13 protein-coding genes and 3 pseudogenes are annotated in these 15,728 nt (G+C 68.8%); 6 read left to right on the forward strand and 10 right to left on the reverse strand.

The window, feature by feature from the left end; all coding sequences use genetic code 11:
• Nucleotides 1-14: 14 nt before the first annotated feature.
• The 3 genes and pseudogenes from FNV62_RS55135 to FNV62_RS01240 form a co-directional block, all read right to left on the reverse strand.
• The gene (locus FNV62_RS55135; protein WP_225900078.1) at nucleotides 15-1,028 is read right to left on the reverse strand and encodes an HD domain-containing protein; all 1,014 of its coding nucleotides are present in this window, start codon (nucleotides 1,026-1,028) and stop codon (nucleotides 15-17) included.
• 77 nt (nucleotides 1,029-1,105) lie between these two features.
• Entirely contained in the window at nucleotides 1,106-1,435 is a 330-nt protein-coding gene (locus FNV62_RS01235) for a PadR family transcriptional regulator (RefSeq protein WP_143611885.1), read from the reverse strand.
• A gap of 560 nt (nucleotides 1,436-1,995) precedes the next feature.
• A pseudogene (locus FNV62_RS01240) lies at nucleotides 1,996-2,298 on the reverse strand (Ku protein); the annotation flags it as partial.
• A gap of 349 nt (nucleotides 2,299-2,647) precedes the next feature.
• Between FNV62_RS01240 and FNV62_RS01245 the strand changes: the two are divergent.
• Nucleotides 2,648-3,481 carry a PIG-L family deacetylase gene (locus tag FNV62_RS01245; protein WP_060898417.1) on the forward strand — a complete coding sequence of 278 codons (834 nt, stop codon included), beginning with the start codon at nucleotides 2,648-2,650 and terminating at the stop codon, nucleotides 3,479-3,481.
• A gap of 502 nt (nucleotides 3,482-3,983) precedes the next feature.
• Here FNV62_RS01245 and FNV62_RS54455 read toward each other — a convergent pair.
• Together FNV62_RS54455 and FNV62_RS01250 are read right to left on the reverse strand one after the other, a co-directional pair.
• A complete protein-coding gene (locus FNV62_RS54455) occupies nucleotides 3,984-4,130 on the reverse strand; it encodes a hypothetical protein (protein ID WP_181360829.1) in 147 nt (48 codons plus the stop codon).
• Nucleotides 4,131-4,149: 19 nt separating this feature from the next.
• Nucleotides 4,150-4,473 (reverse strand): annotated as a pseudogene (locus tag FNV62_RS01250) (transposase); the annotation flags it as partial.
• Between the two features lie 563 nt (nucleotides 4,474-5,036).
• On the opposite strand from FNV62_RS01250, the gene FNV62_RS01255 reads away from it, so the two are divergent.
• Nucleotides 5,037-5,555: a hypothetical protein gene (locus tag FNV62_RS01255; protein ID WP_143599596.1), complete on the forward strand. Its 519-nt coding sequence runs from the start codon at nucleotides 5,037-5,039 to the stop codon at nucleotides 5,553-5,555.
• Between the two features lie 393 nt (nucleotides 5,556-5,948).
• Entirely contained in the window at nucleotides 5,949-6,533 is a 585-nt protein-coding gene (locus FNV62_RS01260; RefSeq protein WP_143599597.1) for a GNAT family N-acetyltransferase, read from the forward strand.
• Here FNV62_RS01260 and FNV62_RS55145 read toward each other — a convergent pair.
• The 3 genes and pseudogenes from FNV62_RS55145 to FNV62_RS01275 form a co-directional block, all read right to left on the reverse strand.
• Nucleotides 6,488-6,967, reverse strand: coding sequence for a transposase (locus FNV62_RS55145; protein ID WP_225900079.1), 480 nt, complete (start codon nucleotides 6,965-6,967; stop codon nucleotides 6,488-6,490). The genes FNV62_RS01260 and FNV62_RS55145 overlap by 46 nt on opposite strands.
• Nucleotides 6,968-7,197: 230 nt before the next feature.
• Nucleotides 7,198-9,948 carry a helix-turn-helix transcriptional regulator gene (locus tag FNV62_RS01270; protein WP_143611887.1) on the reverse strand — a complete coding sequence of 917 codons (2,751 nt, stop codon included), beginning with the start codon at nucleotides 9,946-9,948 and terminating at the stop codon, nucleotides 7,198-7,200.
• Nucleotides 9,949-10,130: 182 nt separating this feature from the next.
• Nucleotides 10,131-11,358 (reverse strand): annotated as a pseudogene (locus FNV62_RS01275) (RNA-guided endonuclease InsQ/TnpB family protein).
• 181 nt (nucleotides 11,359-11,539) lie between these two features.
• Between FNV62_RS01275 and FNV62_RS01280 the strand changes: the two are divergent.
• The 3 genes from FNV62_RS01280 to FNV62_RS01290 all read left to right on the forward strand — a co-directional run bounded on the left by FNV62_RS01280 (nucleotide 11,540) and on the right by FNV62_RS01290 (nucleotide 14,397).
• Entirely contained in the window at nucleotides 11,540-12,406 is an 867-nt protein-coding gene (locus FNV62_RS01280) for an alpha/beta fold hydrolase (RefSeq protein WP_097288471.1), read from the forward strand.
• Nucleotides 12,407-12,880: 474 nt separating this feature from the next.
• On the forward strand, nucleotides 12,881-13,762 hold the full coding sequence (locus tag FNV62_RS01285) for an alpha/beta fold hydrolase (protein ID WP_143599599.1): 882 nt from the start codon (nucleotides 12,881-12,883) through the stop codon (nucleotides 13,760-13,762).
• A complete protein-coding gene (locus FNV62_RS01290; RefSeq protein WP_143599600.1) occupies nucleotides 13,759-14,397 on the forward strand; it encodes a prolyl oligopeptidase family serine peptidase in 639 nt (212 codons plus the stop codon). Before FNV62_RS01285 ends, FNV62_RS01290 begins: the two co-directional genes overlap by 4 nt.
• A 12-nt stretch (nucleotides 14,398-14,409) precedes the next feature.
• On the opposite strand, the gene FNV62_RS01295 is transcribed toward FNV62_RS01290, so the two are convergent.
• Both FNV62_RS01295 and FNV62_RS01300 read right to left on the reverse strand, forming a co-directional pair.
• Nucleotides 14,410-14,853: a tautomerase family protein gene (locus FNV62_RS01295; RefSeq protein ID WP_143599601.1), complete on the reverse strand. Its 444-nt coding sequence runs from the start codon at nucleotides 14,851-14,853 to the stop codon at nucleotides 14,410-14,412.
• Between the two features lie 17 nt (nucleotides 14,854-14,870).
• The gene (locus FNV62_RS01300; protein ID WP_143599602.1) at nucleotides 14,871-15,701 is read right to left on the reverse strand and encodes an aldo/keto reductase; all 831 of its coding nucleotides are present in this window, start codon (nucleotides 15,699-15,701) and stop codon (nucleotides 14,871-14,873) included.
• Between the last annotated feature and the right edge of the window lie 27 nt (nucleotides 15,702-15,728).

Raw genomic sequence — 15,728 nt, forward strand, 5'->3', positions numbered from 1 at the left:
GGCGGCGGTGTGACTTACCAGCCGCACGGGTGAGGCGACGGCAGAGTGCCAGACGGCCGGGACGGTTTCACTTGAGGATTTCCAGCATTCGATTGCCCAGGACCGCGGCCGAGGCCGGGTTCTGCCCGGTGACCAGGTTGCGGTCCTCGACCAATGTACGGCTCCCAGATCGGGCCGCGGCTGAAGTTGACCCCGACCTTCTCCTGCACATCGGTCTCCAGCAGCCACGGCGCCCTGGAGGCCAGCCCGACGCCCTCCTCCTCAGTGGTGAAGCATGTGACGTCCCGACAGGCCGCGCGGCGTAGCGTCCAGGACAGCCTGGGTGTGCTGAGCAGGACTCGGAGAGTGAAGCGAGTGCGGGCGCGGCGGGTGGGGAGGGCGGCCCGTTCAGCCTGCCGTTCCTCGCGCCACCGTGCGCGCGTCGGGGTGGGAAGCAGCAGGATCAGCATGGCCAGCATGCGTGTGGTGACCGCGGATGCGGTGGGTGTGGGCTGGAGGGCGGCCGAGGAGAGGTCGTGCGGTTCACGGCTCACGTCGGTCAAGCCTGCCGCGCGCGCCAACGGCGCGATGACATCGAGGGTTTCACGGGCCACGAGGTACCGCCTGGTCGGGGCGACGAACGCGATGGTACGCAAGTTGTGCAATGGGTCGGCGAGGCGGATGGCCAGCACGGCCTCCTCACGCGTCGGCTTGAACGCCGGCGACCTTGCGACGCCGAAGTCGAGAGCGGTGAGTGGGATCGCAGCGAGCTTGGCGGTGCGGACGGCTGAGATCAGATCGGCGATCTCCTGCCCGAAGTGCTCGGCGACGCGGCCTGGCGGGCAGGGCGTGTCGTCGATGTCGTGCAGCACGGCGGCGCAGATCACGGATGGTGGCATGCCGATGTCGGTGACGATGGCGGCGACGGCCAGGCAGTGGGTGAGGAACGGGTCGCCGCTGCGGCGGGTTTGGCCCGCGTGCCAGACGGCGGCTTCGTCGTGGGCGTGCTGGATGAGCGAGACGTCGGCGTCCGGGTGATGCGTACGCACGACGGCCAGGATGCCGTGCAGGGAGGGGGTGGCGGAGCGGCGCTCACTCGGTCGGGGTGCTAACCGGCGCCGGGCCCTCATGACACTCCCCCGTCGGCGATCGGGCGGGCGGCCCACCCTGGTAGGGGCTGTTTGCGGGCGCGGTAGGCGCGGGCGAGGGCGTCGCGTGCGCGCTCGGCACCGTCCTCGGTGATCTGGTAGAAGCGACGGCGCGGACGTCCGGCTTGCTCGTGTACGGCGGGGTCTTCCCAGGTGCTCGCCACCCAGCCGACTTGTTCCAGACGGGCGAGGATCGGATAGATCGTGCCCGACGGCAACCCCGCCAGCTCACACAGCTCAAGGCCGTAGCGCTGTTTGGCGGGGTTTTCCAACAAGGCCCGCAGCACCAGTTGGGTCTGCAGGGTCATACGCAAACTGACCATACTCGTACTCTACATAGCCTATATACAGACTGTATAGAGGTAGTGACGCCTCGCGAGAGCCCCTGAAGAGCCAATGCCCGCCCAACACGTAGCACCTCGGCGGTTCAGAGATTCCGATGGCGCTCCTGCCCTGCAAGAGCGGACGATCCTCAACACGCGCGCGACAGCTGCGAGCCGAATCCGCATGGAGCCGACCGGATGAGGAGCCCCTGCAGGACGGGCGCGGAGGCCTGTACACGCCTTGGCATCCGGCAGCGCTTCGCTTCCGGCTGCCCCCGGCGAACCACGGCTGTTCGACCACTTGTATCGGCGGCCTAGTGAAGCTGCGCAGCCTCCGCTCCGGCTGAGCAGGCTCGCCCTTCTCACGTAGCAACCTCAAAAATCCGCAGGCCAACAGCCTGTCCGCGAACGACGAGCATCCACCGGGAGCACCTCCTGCGGAGCAGCCCTCCAAGTCAATGCGCTCCCAAGACTGAGCAATGCGCAGCTCACAGGCTCCACTCTGCTCAGTTCCAAGGGAGACGCGACAGGGCAGGGTCCGCAGGCGACGCGGCCGACACGAACGCGACGACCTCGATCGCCTTCGCGGTCGGCAGCGGCATCCGCTCCAGCTCTTCGGCCGTGACCGCGACCAGCGTGTCCTTGGAGACCTCGAACCCCTTGCCGATCTCGGCCGCGGACACCTCGCGGACCTCCGCCTGGCAGAACTTGCGCACCCGCACCCGGCCCAGGTCTTCCGCATGGACCCGATGGAAACGGACCGAACGGTCCTCAGTGGCGCTCATCAGCCTCACCGGAATGCTCACCAGACCAAAGCTGATCGCGCCGCTCCACAGCGGTCGGGGCATCACAGACCTCCACGACAACCCCGAGCCCCACCAGGGTAGGGTCTCAAAGTTCGTGTCGGAATCTCGCGGCTGGTGCCGGATGGAAGTCGGATCCGGCGTGGCGCTGAGACATGCAGGTCGCGCCTGTGCCTCATTCGCGTTGAAACGCCGACGCCTGGAAGGCCAAACGGCCGCGCCGGGAACAGCCGGTCCGGTCGGCGCGGTTGCATCGACCGAGGGACCGGCGCCGCACGGGCGGGGAACACGGGGACCACCAGGTCGTCCGCCCCACCAGGATCCGGGCCCCGGGATCGCTGTACGCCCGCCGCGCTACTTTGACCAAGACGTATTTCTCCAGGAGGACTGTTTCATGACTGACCGGCCCTTGACGCTCATGGCAGTACACGCCCACCCCGACGACGAGGCCACCGGAACCGGAGGGGTCCTCGCGCAGTACGCGGCGGAAGGCATCCGCACGGTTCTCGTTACGTGTACCGACGGCGGTTGCGGTGACGGACCGGGGGGTGTCAAGCCGGGCGATCCCGGGCACGATCCGGCGGCGGTCGCCTTGATGCGCCGTCAAGAACTTGAGGCGAGCTGTGACGTCCTGAAGGTCAGCGATCTGGAGATGCTCGACTATGCCGACTCCGGGATGACGGGCTGGCCGAGCAACGACGCCCCCGGATCCTTCTGGCAGACCCCCGTACAGGAAGGCGCGGCCCGACTCGCGGAACTCATGCGGCACTACCGACCTGATGTGGTCGTCACCTACGACGAGAACGGCTTCTACGGCCACCCCGACCACATCCAGGCCCACCGCATCACGATGGCGGCGCTGGAGATGACCGCGCTGACACCGAAGGTGTACTGGACCACGATGCCCCGCTCGATGATGCAGCGGTTCGGCGAGATCATGCGCGAGTTTCATGAGGACATGCCGGAGCCGGATCCTGCCGAGGCCGCCGCGATGGCCGAGATCGGCCTCCCCGACGATGAGATCACCACGTGGGTGGACACCACCGCGTTCAGCGGTCAGAAGTTCGACGCGTTGGCCGCGCACGCCAGTCAGGGCGAGAACATCTTCTTCCTCAAGATGGGCAAGGAGAGGTTCGGCGAGTTGATGGGCATGGAGACCTTCGTACGTGTCCAGGACTCCACCGGCGCGGCCATACCCGAGAACGATCTCTTCGCCGGACTGCGCTGATCCGCCCGTCCGACCGGACGGGAATGCACATCGCCCGCACGGCGCGACCGAGCGGGTCACCCACCCGGCGGCTTGTCCACGCGAGTTCCGCTCCGGCAGCCCGCGTCCAGGCCCTCGCCGACGGCGTCGACGCGCGCCCGCACTTCCGACCCGACACTGCGCTCGTCCCCAAACCACCTAGCAACCGCACAGGTGTGAGACCTGCGGGCTGCTGACTCGGAAGGTGCGCGACAGCCCAGGTCGCAAGCCCGGCGGTCTGTCCGATCAAGACAGACCGCCGAGGAAGCGACACGAAGCTGAGACTCCGATGTCCGACACGCCGTGAGGCAACGGAAGACGCAGCAGGTCACGAGGGTGGTCTCCGACACCAACCTCGAGACCCTACAACCAGCTGTGGGGCCTCAAATTTCACTGCACAGTCCCAGAGTGGAGTACGCGAGGTAATGTCCGTTTCGGGCTTGGAGTTGGGTGAAGGTCGCTGGTCAGCGGGGTGGACCGAAGATCAGGTGCGAGGCTGGGTGAACAGGCCGGGTTCGGGTTCGGCGAGCACGCCCCGGACGACCAGGCGCTTCAGCTTGGACCGGATGCCTTCGGTGTGCTTCGGGAGGATCGGCAGGTCGAGGGCCTCGCACAGGTCGCGGACCCGCAACGGGCGGCCCGCGTCGGCGAAGGCTCGGGTCGGATAATCGCCGGTTCTTCTCCCGCAGTTGCCACCGCAGCAGGTCGTGGACGGTCTGGTCGGTGCCGTCGTCGCGCCACTTGTAGAATTAGTACTTCACCGCCCCGGCGGGCGGCAGATCGTGGGGCAGCAGGTCCCACTGGCAGCCGCTGCGGTTCTGATACAAGATCGCGTTCACGATCTCCCGCATCGCGTATCTGCCCTGGTGGCCGCTGACCGGCGGATGCGCGACCTTCCACGCTGTGATCACGGGTTCGACCAGGAGCCACTGCTCGTCGGAGACGTCACTGGAGTACGGTTTGCGCATGCTCATGCCAGAATTCAGCGAATCGCGGACGTCTGACCGGCAACGACTCCCCAACGTCCACACCATCGAGCGATGACAAGCCGGACGGAAGATCACGTACTGCACTCTGACGACCATGATGTTGACGATCCCGACGGATCCGAAGCACGCGGGCACAATGGCGCCCGGACCAAGGTCACCTGGGGCGCCGGCAGTACAGCCGCCGCCCTGGCCATGGTCTTCAAACTCGTCGAGTCCGCCCAGGAGCGATGGCGGGCCGTGAGTGCGCCCCGCCTCCTGGCTCTCGTCCGCGCGGAGTCCGTTTCGAACGCGGACACTTTGTGGAACGAGCCCAGCCGCACGTCGCATGAGCGTGGGCGCTCATGCCTATTTGTTCCCCACGACCTCGTCAAGCAGCCGAGGTGGCGAGCGCGACAGTCTGGCACGATGGACTTTACGCTCAACAGGCTGTTGTACAGCGGGTGTTGGACAACGTACTGGACCGCTCCAGTATCTGTACGGCGAGCGCGCACACGCCTAGGCTCCGTGGCTGATCGTCGACTCGCTCCACGACCACAACAGGGGGAAACATGTCTGTACTTCGCCGTGCGCTCAAACCGGTTGCTGTCACTGCCGCCGCACTCGCGCTCTCTGCCGGGACCGTAGTGGCCGGCACCGCTCAGGCTTCTTCCGAATCAGCTTCGTGCACCGGCTGGATCAACATCGGGTCCCCGGGCAACTACACCCTGCTGGGTTCGTACGCGGGCCAGGTGGAGCAGGAGTACAACACCTGCAGTGGTCAGGTGATGGCTCACTGGCAGTGGTCCACCCCGTATCGCAACGCCCACCCGTATGCCCACGTCGACGTCATGGCTATGTCGTGGGAGAACTACCCAGCCGTCATGGACCGGGACAAGGTCCAGAACGCGAACGTCGCGCAGGACGTCTTCTCCTACGGGATCGACATTCACACGGCCAACCCGGACAAGTGGTTCGCCTACGCCAATGTGACAGACGAGCACGGCAATAGCTGCCGGTACGCGACTGGTGGATCGGTTCACGACTACGCCACCGGAGGCAACGGCGCGCCGGATCCCAGTAGTTGCTGACAGGCCGCCTGTGATCCACTCGGTGTGCCGTGAGATCTGACTGACCTTGTCCCCGGCGGTGTCGTCGGTGTGTGAGCGGCCGACGTCCTTGAGGGATGAGATCAGGGTTCTGCCCGACGGGCGAAGGGTGAGCTGCAATAGCCCTTCGCCCGGTTGCAGACGGCGCACAGAACCTGACGTGGCCGGCGTCGATGCGCGCAGCGGAACCTCCTGAAGGACCGGTTCGGGGGCTGCTGACTCCAGAGTGCAGTACGTGATCTTCCGTCCGGATCGCGGCGGAATGAGGCGTCTCGCCTCCGTCTGGCATACCTACACCCCATCCGACGGGCCAGGCTCCCGATTTGGCACAAAGTGCCTGATCACACAGGGGGTGCGGGTGTTATCGTCCCTCGCATGGTTGAACTGATCGCTCCCACTGGACAGCTGCATTCCTCGTGGCTCACGGCGCGTGACGAGTGGCAGCCTGGTGCTCACCAGGACGGGGCTGGCCTGCGTCTGGTTGGTGACGACGACCTCGACAGCCCGGAAGGGTTCGCCTCATGGGTCGAGCGACTGCGACAGCAATCGGACCGGTCGCTGCCTGTCGGGGAAGGCCGCGTCCACGCTACCCATTGGTGGATCGTCGACGGCGAGACGTATCTCGGGGCCATCGACCTTCGGCACTATCTGAACGCCTTTCTGTTGGAAGGGGGCGGACACATCGGCTACAGCGTTCGGCCTTCTGCCAGGAGACGCGGACTGGCCTCGTGGGCGCTGGGAGCGGTTCTACTCAAGGCGCCGGCGCTCGGTCTGGACCGGGTCCTTCTCACCTGTGACGACGGCAACGTCGGCTCGGCGCGGACCGTCGAAAGCAACGGCGGCGTCCTCGAAGATGTGCGCAGCACCGAAACCGGGGTCAAGCGCCGCTACTGGATCACTCTCGACGACGCTGGTCACAGCCATTCATCGATGGCTGCGACGAGGACGGTCGCCTCGTAGCGGACCGCGAGCTTGTCGTACCTCGTGGCCACGGCGCGGTGTCTTTTCAGGCGATTGATGCCGCACTCGACCGCGTGTCTCGCCTTGTAGTCCTCGGGGTCGAACTTCGGCGGACGGTCGCCGAGCGAGCCGCGCTTCTTGCGGTTGCTGGCCTGGTCAGCCTTGTCCGGGATGGTGCAGCGGATGCCGCGCCGCCGCAGGTAGGCGCGGTTCTTCTGGGAGGCGTACGCCTCGCCGCGGTGATGTGATTGCCGGCGAACTCCGACACGCCGAACTTCAGATACGACCGTGCCGTGTCCGTGCCCGCGTCGTACGTGCCCGACTTCAGCTCCTGCGAGGAGACCTGTGAGTCGGGGCAGTCCGGGTTCTGCACCCAGGTGTCCGTGGCCACTGCCGAAACCATACGCGCACACCCCCCAAGACGGCCGCCTCACGATCGATTCCCTGGTCCGGAAAAGGCGCGGTCGCCGCCCAAGCTGAGAGTGCGAGTTCGATTCTCATCACCCGCTCCGTATGAAACCTCAGGTCATTGGCCTGGGGTTGTTTGTTGTGCAGGGCAAGGCTGCCCGCAGTACCTCACGGCGGGCACGCTCCCCGACGGCTCCCGAATCGCCGGCGTCGGCAGCGGCAGCGTCAGCGCGCTAGTGGCCGGCCCCTGGGTGATCTACTGGTCGATGATGTCGCGGAGTTGGCGACGGCCGGCGATGCCGAGCTTGGGATAGGAGCGGTACAGGTGTGAGGCGACGGTGCGGGGGGACAGGAACAGACGGTCGGCGATCTCGCCGTTGGTCAGGCCGTGTCCGGCGAGGATGACGATCTCGCGCTGTTGAGCAGTGAGGCCGTCCAGCGCGCCCGGGGCGCCCTGCGGGGCTTGCACCGTTACGCCGCAGGCACGCAGCTCGGATTCCGCGCGCCGGGTCCACGGTGCCGCCCCTAGACGGCGGAACGTTTCCAGGGCGGTCACGAGGACGGGCTTGGCGTCGTTGATCCGTCGCTGCCGGCGCAACCATTCCCCGTAGTCCAGCTGAAGCTGGGCCCGTTCGAACGGCCACGTGTCTCCGGTGGGATCGGCCAGGGGCGCGGCGAAGTGGGCTTCGGCGCGGTCGGGCTCGGCGAGCAGTCCGCGGGCCCGGGCCGTGAGTTGTGCCAGGCGCGGCCCGGGCGCGGGGTCCACGCGAGCCAGCGCGCGCTCCAGCAACGTACGCGCTTCGAGGTGCCGTTCGGCACGCACCGCCGCAGCGGCGAGGTCGGCGACGGCGAGGTAGGAGAAGTGATGGTGCAGGGGTGTGCCGTCGGCGGCGAAGAGACGGCTGAGCTGCGCGTACGCGGTCACGTAGTTGCCCTGGGCCAGCGCGGCGAGACCTGCCGTCTGCCAGATCCTGGCGGCGAACCCGCGGTATTCGGAGGTGTCCACGGCGGCGCGCACGCGGGCCAGCAGCGGTGCCACCTGGTCGTGTTCGCCGCGCATGGCCGCCACGATGGCTGTGGTGAGGTCGGCCGAGCCCGCGACGGTTTCCATCTTGTAGGCGGCGGCGATGTCGCCCGCCTCTCGGGCGGCGGCGAGTGCGTCGTCCCAGCGCCCGCTGTCGACGCATGCCCATTCCAGTGCCGACAGCACGCCGCCGCTGGCACCGCGGACGCCCGGGGCGCGCAGCCGGCTGAGAGCTTCGCGCAGCACCCTGACCGCCAGTTCGGTTTCGTCCAGGACCCAGGCCGCCGCGCCGAACGTACCCGGGTCCGAGAGGGATCCTCCCGCTGTGCGCCGCAGGCGGGGGACGATGTCGGCTCTTTCGCCGAACGGGTCCGTGCAGGCCCGGATCCAGATCCGGTACTCATCGGCGCGGCCGGCGGGCCAGTCCTCGGCCGACGGCGGTGGGCCGTCCCGGGAGTCGAGCAGGTCGAGGGCGGCACGTGCTTTGGCGCAGACTTCGGGGAGTCCGGTCTGGTGGGCGACCGTGGCGGCCATCCAGGTGGCCTGCCACGCGATGGCCGGCAGCCTCGGGGATGCCTCAGCGGCGACGGACAGGAGTGTGTCGAACGCGTCGGCGTTGCGGTTGGACCACAGCAGCGACCAGCCGATGTCCAGCCGGGCGGCGATGCGCAGGTCCGGGTCGGAGGTCAGCGTGAGTACCTTGCCCGCCAGTTCGCGTACCCAGTCGGCCTGTCCGGCGGGCAGGGCGAGTTCGGCGGCGGCCAGCAGTCGCCGGGCCTTGTCGGGTTCGCCGGGGCTGAGCTCGGCGGCGCGTTCGAGGGCGCGTGCCGCCGCGGCGGCACCGCCACGGCGCTGTGCCTGGGCCGCGCTGTCCACGAGCAGTGCGGCCAGGTGCTCGTCGGGTTCCAGCGCGCCGGCCGCCAGGTGCCAGGCGTGGCGGTCGGGCTGGTCGCGGAGCGCGTCGGCGACCTGTCGGTGGGCCGCGGCCCGCTCGGCGAAGGGCGCGGCATGGTAGACGGCCGACCGGGTGAGCGGATGGGCGAACCGCGGGCCCGGCGTGTCCAGCCGGATCAGGCCCGCCGCTTCCGCCGGGGCGAGCGCGTCGGCGGAAAGCCCTGGTATCGCCGTGGTCAGGTCCGGGCTGTCGGCAGCCGCGGCGAGCAGCAGCGCGGATCGCGCCGCTGGGGGCAGAGTGACGTACTGGGCGGCCATGAGGGCGGTCAGCTGCCCGGTCAACGGCAGCGGCTCGGCGGTCCATCGGCGCCCCGCGTCGGGATCCGTGGCGATCACCCTGGACAGCTCGATCAGAGCCAGTGGGTTGCCCACCGCCTGGGTCAGCACCTGTTCACGCAGCCGACCGTGCGGCGGGCGCGGTTGCGCGTCCAGGAGCAGGCCCGCGTCCGGCCGGGTGAGTGGTCGCAGCAGGAGCTGCGGCAGGTCCCTCTCGAAACCGGCGGGAGGTACGCCCCCGCGGGCGCCGGCCAGCAGCACGAGCTGCTCCGATTCCAGGCGGCGGGCGGCGAAGGCGAGCGCGTCGAGGGAGGCGCGGTCCAGCCATTGCGTGTCGTCGGCTGTCACCAGCAGCGGCCGCTCGTCGGACAGCTCGGACAGCAGGGTGAGTACGGCGATCCCCGTGAGCAGGGCGTCGGGCGGCGCGGGGTCGTCGGAGAGCCCGAACGCACCGCGCAGCGCCTCGGCCTGGCGGGTCGCCAGGCGGCCCACGCGGTCCAGCACCTGGCGCAGCAACTGGTGCAGCCCGGCGAACGCCAGGTCCTGCTCCGACTCCCTGCCGGTGGTCGCCAGCACCCGCATCCCCGCCGCCTTGGCCTCGCGCGCGGCTTCGGCCAGCAGGACGGTCTTGCCCAGACCCGGATCGCCCAGGAGCAGCAGAACGTGGCTTTCCTTGTGGGGCGGGGCGATCAGGTCCCGAAGCAGGGACAGCTCCTCCCGCCGCCCGATCACGTTCGTGTCCTTGCGGGTCATCGCGGAAACGCCACCCTCACCCGGCCGAATACAGGCCCGCACACAGCCAAGCTGATCCGGTCACGCGAGGCCGTGTGCAGTCAGGTTGCGGATACCGGACGGCCGCTGCGCGGCACAGGGTTGAGTGTATGGATGCTGTCCCCTGCGCGCGATGGAACGCGGGTTCTTGACGCCTCCCCCGGCTAAAGCAGGGGGATTCCTAGCTCACGTCGCCTGCCCCCCGGCGGGGGTGCAGGTCTTGCACGATCAGCACTAGCCGGGTTGCAGACCAGCCCGGACCAGCATCACGCGGGCGGAGTTCTTGTCCCGAGGGCTCACGACTCCGCATGCGGTGCAGGTATACGTCCTTTCGGAAAGAGGTAGTGCGTGCTTGGTTCTCGCTCCGCACTGCGCACAGTCCATCGTGGTGTGCGCGGGGTGTACCAGATACACGGTCCGGCCGTGCTTGCGGGCCATCTCGACCAACGCGGCCTTCGTCGCTCCGATCGCGGCGTCAGCGGCCTTGCGGGCCATGGCGGACTTCGCAAGGAACTTGGGGCGGAAGTCCTCCACGGCCAAAGCGCCATGGTCGCGGACGATCTTCTTGGCCCACTTGCGGGCGGTGTCCTGACGCTGCCGTGCCACCTTCTTGTGCAGCTTCGCCGCGTGGACCTGCGCGGCGCGGTAGCCCTTCGAGGCAGCCCTGCCCTTCGGGGGACGACGGCGGGACATCATCCGCTGGTAGTGGGCCAGGCGCTGGGCGGCGTTCTTCCCGTACTGGGGGTGGGGAAGGTCGTGTCCGTCGCTGGTGGTGGTCGCGGTCTCCTTGACACCCCAGTCGATACCGATCACCGCGCCGGTCTCCGGCAGGGCCTCGGTCACGGCCGGGACGACAAAGGACGCGTACCACGCTCCGGTACTGTCGCGGTACACGCGGACGCTGGACGGAGGTTCGGGCAGGTCCCGCGACCACACCACCGTCACCGCGATGCCCCCGGCCAGGTGCAGACGACCGCTTTTGAGACGGAAGCCGCGCCGGGTGTAGTTCAGGCTGGGGGCGTCCTGGTGCTTTTTCTTGTACCGGGGCATACCGGCCCGCTGCCGCATCGGCAACCGGGCCTTGATGTCCTTGAGTGCTTTGGCCCGGGACTTCGCGAAGTCGCGTATCAACTGCTGCTGAGGAACCGAGGAGCCTTCACGCAGCCACGACATTGCGGTGCGGGCCTGCGTCAGCATCCTGTCCAGCCGTGCCGGACCGCACTTCTCCCCGTCCCGGTGAGCCTTCTTCGACCGGGCGCAGCATTCGTTCCACAACCACCTGCAGCGCGACCACTCCGCCTCAAGAGCCGTGCGGGCGCCAGAGGAGACACGCAGGCGATAGGTGTAGCGGGCGTGCCCGTCACCTTCCGACTCCTGCGCGATCGCCGCCATGACATCAACCTATCCGGGAGGACTGACAGTTGAGACCTCCCGACCGGTGCGGACTGCCTCACCGCCATAGCGGATGGACGCCGAATCGCCCTGCCGGCGCTTCAGCCACCCTTGCCCTGCCCCGCAGGAGCCCGATTCCTCCCCGCCCTAAAAGACGGAGCACCCTCGGAGGAACTCGGTGATGCCGTATGTCATGGTCGGCCGGGAGAACACCGGTGACATCCGGATCCACTACGAGGACCACGGCGCGGGCCCGCCCGTCGTCCTGGTCCACGGCTACCTCGCCGACGGGCGCTCGTGGGAGAAGCAGGAGGCGGCTCTGCTCACGGCCGGGTACCGCGTCATCAGCTACGACCGGCGCGGCGGCGGCGACTCGGGACGGCCGGCGGTGGGTTATGACTACGACACGCTGGCCGCGGACCTGAACATACTGCTGGAAGTCCTGGATGTGCTGGACGCGGTGCTCGTCGGCTGCTGCTCCGGCACCGGGGAACTGACCCGGTACCTGGGAACGTACGGGCAGCGGCGAGTCCGCGGCGTGGCGCTGCTGGCGCCTCTGCCGCCGTTCCTGCCCCGGTCCGACGCCAACCCGGAGGGCATCGCCCCGGGCGCCCTCGACGCCTTCCTCGGCGAGCTGTCCGCCGACCGCCCGGCGGCGATCAAGGCCTACCTGGACCGGTACTACAACATCGACTACTACAACACCGACTACCGCAACACCGACCTGATCGGCGGGAGCCGGGTGAGCGACCAGGCATGGCAGAACAGCTTCCACGTCGCGCTGCGGGTGTCCGCGGTCGCGGCCTTGGGCTGCGCGGTCGCTTGGCGGGAGGACTTCCGGGACGACGTCGCCCGCATCACGATCCCCGTCCTGGTCGTGCAGGGCGCTCAGGACAGGGTCATGCCGCCCGGCGCCACCGGGAACCGTCTGGCCGTGATGCTGGCCGATGCCCGCCTCGCGGTGATACCGGACGGCGGGCACGCGATCATCTGGACGCACGCCGCCCAGGTCAACCAACTGCTCGTCGGCTTTCTGCAAGCCCTGTGACGCGTACGTCAGGCGGCGAGGAACTCCAGCGGAGCCTCGTCGACTTCTTCGTGGTGCGTCCAGTTCTTCGTGGTGCGTCCAGCAGATGTTGTGCGGGCCGCCCTCGACGCTGACCAGTCTGAGATCCGAGACCAAGGCGGGCAGTCGTCCCGCCGTGGCCTCGAACGCCTGGCCGTCGACGCCCTCAGGATTGTCGGCCGCCTTCAGCAGGAACGGCGGGACCGTCCCGATCAGCACCGCCTTGTCCGCCCGGTCCGAGCCGTACGTGCCCGGTGCCCATCGAGAGCCCGCCGAGCACCGCGCCGGCCGTAGCCGATCGCGGGCTTGCTCGATGCGCCGAACCCCCGCCGGGCGTAGGTGATCACCCGGCACCCGGTGGCCGGTATCCGCAACCCGACTGCACCTCCCCCGCGGCGGCCCGGTGCAGTCAACATGCGGATTCCGCCGCCGCGCCGGGGCTGATTCGCTCGGGTCATGGAGTTCAACTCGTACTCAGGTCTGCCGAACGAGCGGGTCAAGGCCGCGAACGGCATCGACTACGCGTACCGCGACACCGGCCCGACGGACGACGGCGCCGGTGTGCCGCTGGTCCTTCTCCAGCACTTCCGTGGAAACCTCGACAACTGGGATCCGGCGCTGATCGACGCGCTGGCACCGGCCCGGCGTGTCATCGCCTTCGACAACGCCGGAGTCGGCGGCTCCACCGGGACGACTCCGAACACCGCGGACGAGATGGCACACGGCGCCATCGCCTTCATCGAGGCGATCGAGGCCCTGGGCCTCGGCCAGGGCCCGGTCGATGTCCTGGGATTCTCCCTCGGCAGCTTCGTCGCGCAGCAGATCGCCCTGACCAGGCCGTCGCTCGTGAGAAGGCTGGTCCTCGCCTCGTCGGCGCCGCAGGGCGCCGACGGCATGCACGGCTGGGCGCCCGAGGTCATCGACGCTGTCGGCAACCCTGAAACCAGCCCCGAGGAATACCTGAGCGTCTTCTTCACCGGATCCCCGGCGAGCCTGCAGGCCGGCCGCCAAGCCCTGCAGCGGATCTACGGCGCCCGGAGCGAAGACCGGGACACGGTGACCAACTGGGCGACCCGCGAGGCGCAGTACGACGCGGTGTGCACGTGGGGGATCCCCGATCACGCGAAGCTTCAGCGGCTCAGCTGCCTGAGGATGCCGGTGTTCGTGGCGAACGGCGACAGCGACCCGATGATCCTGCCGCACTACTCCCATCTGCTCGCGGGTCTGATCCCGCAGGCCCGCGTGAAGATCTATCCCGACTCCGCGCACGGGTTCCTGTTCCAGCACCACGGGGAGTTCGCCGCGGACGTCGACGCCTTCCTCGGGGGCCCTCGATGACCGGCACCCACATGATCGTCCTGCCCGGCGGCGGGTACGCCGAACACGCTGCGCACGAGGCCGAGCCGGTGGTGGACTGGCTCGGCGACATAGGCGTGCGGGCGAGCGTGTTCCGCTATCCGCTCCGCGCCCGGCACCCGGAGCCGCTCAATGCGCTGCGCGCCGAGATCCGCCGCCGGCGGGCGGTCGGCGCGCAGCGCATCGGTCTCATCGGGTTCTCCGCGGGAGGTCATCTGGCCGGGCTGGCCGCCCTCGCGCCGGGCGCCCCGCCCGATGAGGCGGTGGACTTCGCCGTGCTCGGTTACGCCATCACGTCGATGGAGACCGAGACCTACCGTCCGGCCCGGGTGATCCTTCTCGGCGAGGACGCCGACCCCGAACTGCGCCGGTCGACATCGCTGGATTCGCTCGTCACGCCCCAGTCGCCGCCGTTCTTCGTCTGGCACACCGCGGAGGACCCCTATGTCCCCGCCGAACACGCCTACCGCCTTGCCGCGGCGCTCGCGGCCGGCCAAGTCCCCCACGCCGTACACGTGTTCGCGCACGGCCCCCACAGTCTCGGCCTCGCCCGGAACGCCGGCGAGGCCGCGATATGGACCACGCTGGCGAAAGCCTGGATCCACGAACAGGCGTGACCGTCGCCTACCTCACTGCTCCCCGGCCATCGCCCGCAGCCCCGCGATCTGCTTGCGCGCCGCGGCGACGAGTTCGTCGTTGGTGTTCGCGTGACCGCCCAGCCCCCACCCACCGGGCACGGCCTCGGTCAGCAACACCCAGGTGCGGTCCGCGAGCGTCGGGTCCCCGGCGGCCTCCGCGACCATGCCGGTGAACCGGCTCACCACCGCGATCTGTTTGTCGCGGTCGAGAGCACCCGCGTTGGTCAGCACCTGCACGCGTACGTAGTCGGACGCGCCGTCGACGTTCGACAGGGCGCCTGTCGGCAACTCGTGGATGAAGGCCGCGGTGTTCTGGCGGAACATCGGGATGTCCGGAACCTCCTCGATGGCCATCAGGGTGGCAGCGAGGTCCTTGGCGAGCTGGTGCCCGTCCGTGAAGGTGCCCGCTGTGGCGTACACGTCGATCATGGGCATTGCGTACTCCTCGGGTGCTACCACCATCTGGTTTCGAGCGCGCGGTCGGTGCCGCCGGTCCGGTCGAGCGCGTCGAGTTCGGCCATGTCCTCGGCGGACAGGGTGAAGTCGTGGATCTGGGCGTTCTCGTGGATGCGGTCGCGGTGTGTTGATTTCGCCACGACCACGAGTCCGTGCTGCAGGCTCCAGCGCAGCAGCACCTGTGCCGGTGTCCGGCCCGTCCGTCGGGCGATCCCGGCCACGGTGGTGTCGTCGACGTACCGGCCGGTGCCCAGCGGGCTGTAGGCCTCGACTGCGACGTCGAACCGGCCGCTGGCGTCCAGGAGCGCCTGCCGACGGTGCCGCGGGTTGAACAGGATCTGGTTGACGGCGGGCGGAACTGTTCCCGCGGCGATCACGGCCTCGAGTTCGGCCGCGTCGTAGTTGGAGACCCCGATGGAACGGGCCAGTCCCAGCTCCTGGGCACGTTCCATACCGGCCCAGGCCCGGGTCGGGCCGCCCTCGGGCCAGTGGACCAGGTAGAGGTCGATCTGATCCAGGCCGAGACGACGAAGGCTGTCTTCTGCCTGGGCGACCGGATCGTTGCCCCGTGGATGGAACTTCGTGGTGATGAACACCTGGTCGCGCGGTACGCCGCTGTCGCGGAGGGCGCGGCCGACGCTTTCCTCGTTCCCGTATGCCTGAGCCGTGTCGATATGCCGGTAGCCGGCGTCGAGCGCCCAGCGCACGGCGTTGACGCACGCTCGCCCGGCCGGCACCTGCCAGACGCCGAGGCCGAGCACCGGCACCTGGTTCCCGTCCGCCAGGAGGCGCGCGCCGCCCCCGGATGTGGCTGCGTTCAGGTTCATGAGGACCAGCATCCGGCAACGCACCGT

Origin of the sequence: Streptomyces sp. RLB3-17 (genome assembly GCF_007113425.2) — a bacterium.
GTDB lineage: Bacteria > Actinomycetota > Actinomycetes > Streptomycetales > Streptomycetaceae > Streptomyces > Streptomyces mirabilis_D.

What these genes read in the sequence shown, in the direction of transcription:
- FNV62_RS01235 (WP_143611885.1), bottom strand. Translation starts at nt 1,435, where the DNA reads ATGACCCTGCAGACCCAACTGGTGCTGCGGGCCTTGTTGGAAAACCCC.
- FNV62_RS01245 (WP_060898417.1), top strand. Translation starts at nt 2,648, where the DNA reads ATGACTGACCGGCCCTTGACGCTCATGGCAGTACACGCCCACCCCGAC.
- FNV62_RS01255 (WP_143599596.1), top strand. Translation starts at nt 5,037, where the DNA reads ATGTCTGTACTTCGCCGTGCGCTCAAACCGGTTGCTGTCACTGCCGCC.
- FNV62_RS01260 (WP_143599597.1), top strand. Translation starts at nt 5,949, where the DNA reads ATGGTTGAACTGATCGCTCCCACTGGACAGCTGCATTCCTCGTGGCTC.
- FNV62_RS01270 (WP_143611887.1), bottom strand. Translation starts at nt 9,948, where the DNA reads ATGACCCGCAAGGACACGAACGTGATCGGGCGGCGGGAGGAGCTGTCC.
- FNV62_RS01280 (WP_097288471.1), top strand. Translation starts at nt 11,540, where the DNA reads ATGCCGTATGTCATGGTCGGCCGGGAGAACACCGGTGACATCCGGATC.
- FNV62_RS01285 (WP_143599599.1), top strand. Translation starts at nt 12,881, where the DNA reads ATGGAGTTCAACTCGTACTCAGGTCTGCCGAACGAGCGGGTCAAGGCC.
- FNV62_RS01290 (WP_143599600.1), top strand. Translation starts at nt 13,759, where the DNA reads ATGACCGGCACCCACATGATCGTCCTGCCCGGCGGCGGGTACGCCGAA.
- FNV62_RS01295 (WP_143599601.1), bottom strand. Translation starts at nt 14,853, where the DNA reads ATGCCCATGATCGACGTGTACGCCACAGCGGGCACCTTCACGGACGGG.
- FNV62_RS01300 (WP_143599602.1), bottom strand. Translation starts at nt 15,701, where the DNA reads ATGAACCTGAACGCAGCCACATCCGGGGGCGGCGCGCGCCTCCTGGCG.